Origin of the sequence: Isoptericola sp. NPDC057653 (genome assembly GCF_042799955.1) — a bacterium.
Lineage (GTDB): Bacteria > Actinomycetota > Actinomycetes > Actinomycetales > Cellulomonadaceae > Isoptericola.
Genome location: NZ_JBHVHP010000007.1, coordinates 1 through 4,403, shown reverse-complemented (window position 1 = coordinate 4,403; position 4,403 = coordinate 1). Strand labels below are relative to the sequence as shown.

The following is a 4,403-nucleotide window of genomic DNA, read 5'->3' as shown; positions in this document are numbered from 1 at the left end:
CGTCCATGGACAGCGTAGGGCAGACCGCCGACACCGGTCGAGACGACCAGGCCGGTGTGATCGAGGCCGAAGAGCTGATCACGGAACAGGTCCGCAGGACCCTCACGGCCACGGCCGGTCGCCAGGTCTCCCGGCAGCCCCGGGCCGAAGGCAGGAGGGGCAGCCGGGCCGCCTCTGGCGGCCTGGCGGACGGCCCTTCTAGGTACAACGCGAATAATGTTTCCCACATCCAAGAACTTCCCAGCTCAGAGGCCGAATCGGCCGTTCGGCAGGATCGCCGTGGGAAGCGCTTCGCACAGCGGCAAGTCCTCTGGGGGATCACCACGATCCCGCGCGTCAAGAAGTGCGGCCGGACCACCAACGGGAACGTCGGCGACGGCCTGGCGGCGGTCGTCGTCAACGCTGGCGTCGCCCACTGGTCCGGCTTCTGCTCCTGCGGCTCCATCTGGGCCTGCCCGGTGTGCTCGGCCAAGATCCGGGCCACCCGCGCCGACGAGATCGCACGCGCCGTCGCCCGGCACATGGCCGACGGCGGAACGGCCTGGATGGTCACCCTGACGGCCCGTCACAAGAAGCATCACGATCTTGCCGACCTCTTCGACGCGGTCGCCAACGGATGGCGTCAGCTCATGTCCGGCCGGGCCTGGGCCGGTGACCCGAAGCGGGGAGTGTTCGGAGAACGCGACCGGCTCGGAGTCCGGGGCAATATCCGCTCGCTCGAAATCACCTACGGAACCCGCAACGGCTGGCATCCGCACCTGCATGTCGTCCTCCTCCTCAACGAGGAAACCGGCCCCGAACTCGCCTACGCAATTCACCGGTGGGACAAGGTTTGGCGGGCCTGGATGAAGAAGAAGGGATACGAGCCGAGCAAGGAACACGGTGTCAACTGGTCCAAGGTCACCACCCCGGAAGAGGCAGGTGAATATATCGCCAAGGTCCAGGAAGGCAAAGGCCACCTCGGCAACGAAATGGCCCGTGGCGACATGAAGGCCGGACGCCTCGGAACCCTCGCCCCGTTCGAGATGCTGGAATACCTGCGCGTCACCGGAGACGCCGCCGTCGTCCCGGTCTGGCACGAGTACGAGAAGGCGACCTTCCGGCGACGAGCGATCACATGGTCACGCGGCCTGCGGGCCCAACTCCTCGATGACGAACCGGAGTTGACCGACGAAGAGGTCGCGGCCGAAGAGGTCGGCGGGGAGACGTGGGCACTTCTGCCGGCCGAATCGCTCCGGGCCATGCGACGGGTGCCGGGCCTCCAGGCCGCCATCCTCGACGCTGCCGAGAACGGCGGATTCGCAGAGCTGGTCAACCTTCTGACTGCCTACCACCTGGTCTACGAGAAGGGCCCCGACGCTCCCGCAGGATGACCAACTTCCTAGGGGTTGGGAAAGTGTTTGCCGAAAGGTGATCTGCGGGGCGGGATCATGAAAAGGGGCCATTACACTTGTACCAATGGAGAGGGCTGGAAAGCCCTCACCGCGTAAGTGGGCACTCGGCCCCTTTTCTTGATCCCGGAGGGGCCCCGCTGATCAGCTTTCGGTAAAGACTTTCTCAGGCCCGGTCCCACCAAAAAGGCCCCCGCCCAATTCGGACGGGGGCCTAATTGACTTTCATCAGCCATCCTGTTTCCTCCGCTTGTACAGGGCCGCAGTCGAGACCTTCGCCGCCCGCGAAACCTCAGTCGGAGAAAGGCACTTGGATTCCAGGGCCTCATCCGACAGGGTTCGTTCCAGTGATCGACTCTCCTCCCGGATGTCAGAGGCAGCACGGAGGATCGTCCGGTACCACTCCGCCGCGTCCGGCCGGTTCGCCTGATCCGCCGTCAGCCCGTACACCGCCAGGTCCCGGAGACGTTCGAGCTGCCGTTTGGCCTGATCAGCAGTCTTCTTCGGTACGGCCGACATAGGGAACTCCTCCATGCAATCCACAAACCAGTTGACAATCCCCGTTGACTGGGTTCAGGGTAGAGCACAGCACAGCACGTAGTCACCCACTCGTCACATGACGACACGTCAGAAAGAGGCCCCCATGCCCGCGATCTTCTTCGTTGACCAGGCCAAGAGCTTCAACATGCTGATGTTCCTCAGCAGCTCCCCGAAGACCGTCTTCGGCAACAACGACAAGCAGGACACGACCAAGGACGGCATCCCGAAGTGGGAGGTCCAGGTCGTCGCCACCTTCCAGCAGTTCGGCCGCGTCGAGAACGAGATCCTCAAGATCGGCATCGCGTCCCACCAGGACCCCGCCCAGACCCTCGGCGGCCCGACCCCCGTCGAGCTCGTCGGCTTCCGTGTGGGCGTCAGCCCCGCCGAGAAGCGGACCGACAAGAACGGCAACGAGCGGATCGTGGGCGGCACGGCCTGGTACCAGGCCGACGAGGTCCGCGCCATCTCCGCCGTCCCGTCCGGCCGGAAGTCGGAGGGCTGACCGTGACCTCCTCCGTCTTGGACGGGCTGAACGCGGCCCCCCTGATCGCCCTGGTTGCCCTCGTGGCCCTGGTCGGCTGGGGGGCCGCTCGGCTCCTGATCACCACCTACCGCTACCTCCGCGCAACCCCGCTCCAGCGGCGCCGGATGCGGCACGCCTGGCGGATCTCGCTCCGGTGGAAGCGCCTCGCCCCCAACCTCGGCCTCGCCCGCGTGGACGAGAACACCAAGGGCCGCAAGGGCATGGACGGCAAGCCGGTCAAGCCGATCACCGTCGTCCCGAAGATCCGGGTCTACCCCGAGCCCTGGGGCATCCGGGTCCGCGCCGCCACGATCCCGAAGGTCGGCATCGAGGAGTACGAGAAGGCAGCCGGGTGGCTGGCCGACTCCTGGGGCTGCCAGACGGTCGAGGTCCAGCGCGTCGCCCCCGGTGTGGTCGAGCTTCGCGGCCTCGTCGGCAACCCGCTGGACGAGCACTTCCCGTACGCCTTCCCGGCCGGGGACGACTGGGTGCTCCCGCTCGGCCGCAACCCCTGGGCCCGCGACCTCGTCATCCCGCTCCGAGAGCTGTCCGGCATCAAGGTGGCCGGCATGCCGGGCTACGGCAAAACCATGCTCATGCTCGGCTGGTTCGCCTCCCTCGCTCGGCGGCCCGAGGTCCAGTTCGCCGTGTTCGACGGCAAGACCAGCGACCCCCGATACGGCGACTGGGGAGAGGTCGGCCAGCGGGCCATGTTCATCGTCGGGGACAACCCCGAGACCGCCCATCAGCGCCTGACCGAACTCGTCCGGCTGATCAAGGACCGGCCCTCACAGCTCGTGGCCGAACGAGGGACGCACAAGTTCTGGAAGGCCGGACCGACCGTCACGATCCCGCTGGTCCTGGTGCTCATGGACGAGTGCCACAACTACATCGACGCGGCCGGGCTCAAGGGCAAGGACAAGGAACTCATCGAGGCCAACCAGCGGCTCATGCGGACGGTCGCCAAGGAAGGTCGCGGCCTCGGCGTGATCCCCGTCGTCGGCACCCAGAAGCAGACCTCGGACGCGATCCCGACCGCCGTCCGCGACAACCTCGAAGTCGGCGTCTGCTTCGCCACCTTCACCATCGACGGGGCAGAGGCCGCGCTGGGCAACGGCATCCGCAAGGACGAGGAGAACCAGCCCACGACCCTGATCGACAAGGAACGCTTCGCCGGGGTCTGCGTCGTCACCGGGGTGCCCGGACTCTCCGGCCGCTACGACCGCGTCCGGGTGGGCGACATCGACGAGGCCGCCATGCTCCAGCTCGTCGCCGCGTCCATCGGCTACCGCGCCGACGTCATTCCCGCGGCTGCCCCCACCGTCCGAGACGTCTCCGCCGATTCGGCCGGCACAACCGTGCCGCTCCAGAAGGAAGCCCCGAAGACGACCCGTAGGAGGAAGGCGTCATGACCGCGTACGAGCCCCCGCCCGTCTACACCCCGACCCCGATCCACATCGGCCCCGGACAGGCCCTCAGCGCCCCTCAGAGCCTCCAGCAGCCCCCGGCCTACGTCGTGGTCCAGCAGGCTGCCCCCGCGCCCTCCTGGCTCCGTCAGCACTCCGGACAGCTCATCGCCGGGGCCGGGGCCGGGGTCCTGGTCGTCGCCCTCCTCCTGGCCGTCGCCGTCGTCGCGGTGGCGGTCGGGATCGCAGCCATCTCGGCGGCCATCGGCTGGCTCGTCATCAAGAGCCTGATGGGCCAGCAGAACGCGAAGTGACCGCCCGGCGTGTTCGTATCACGCCGGTCGGCCACTGAGGACAGGATCGCACGAGAGACGCAAAGGGGGCCCGAAAGCGCTGGTGACGCTTCGGGCCCCTTGGTCTCCGCCCCGCCTCTGACAGCACGAACGGAGAACGTCCATGGACAGCGTAGGGCAGACCGCCGACACCGGTCGAGACGACCAGGCCGGTGTGATCGAGGCCGAAGAGCTGATCACGGAACAGGTC

At 67.3% G+C, this 4,403-nt stretch carries 5 protein-coding genes; 4 read left to right on the top strand and 1 reads right to left on the bottom strand.

The genetic code is table 11. The features are described 5' to 3' along the window. A partial coding sequence (locus ACFU9A_RS21755; protein ID WP_381856561.1) for a protein rep occupies positions 1–1,373 on the top strand: 1,373 nt, incomplete at its 5' end. A gap of 246 nt (positions 1,374–1,619) precedes the next feature. Here ACFU9A_RS21755 and ACFU9A_RS21750 read toward each other — a convergent pair. Further along, entirely contained in the window at positions 1,620–1,910 is a 291-nt protein-coding gene (locus ACFU9A_RS21750) for a hypothetical protein (protein ID WP_376947939.1), read from the bottom strand. Positions 1,911–2,034: 124 nt separating this feature from the next. Between ACFU9A_RS21750 and ACFU9A_RS21745 the strand changes: the two genes are divergently transcribed. The 3 genes from ACFU9A_RS21745 to ACFU9A_RS21735 are packed head-to-tail and all read left to right on the top strand — an operon-like array spanning position 2,035 to position 4,174. Further along, positions 2,035–2,433 (top strand): hypothetical protein, encoded by a 399-nt coding sequence (locus ACFU9A_RS21745; RefSeq protein ID WP_376947983.1) that lies wholly within the window; start codon positions 2,035–2,037, stop codon positions 2,431–2,433. Positions 2,434–2,435: 2 nt separating this feature from the next. Beyond that, positions 2,436–3,866 carry a hypothetical protein gene (locus ACFU9A_RS21740; protein ID WP_376947985.1) on the top strand — a complete coding sequence of 477 codons (1,431 nt, stop codon included), beginning with the start codon at positions 2,436–2,438 and terminating at the stop codon, positions 3,864–3,866. After that, complete coding sequence (locus tag ACFU9A_RS21735) at positions 3,863–4,174, top strand: hypothetical protein (RefSeq protein WP_376947934.1); 312 nt, start codon at positions 3,863–3,865, stop codon at positions 4,172–4,174. Before ACFU9A_RS21740 ends, ACFU9A_RS21735 begins: the two co-directional genes overlap by 4 nt. Positions 4,175–4,403: the final 229 nt, after the last annotated feature.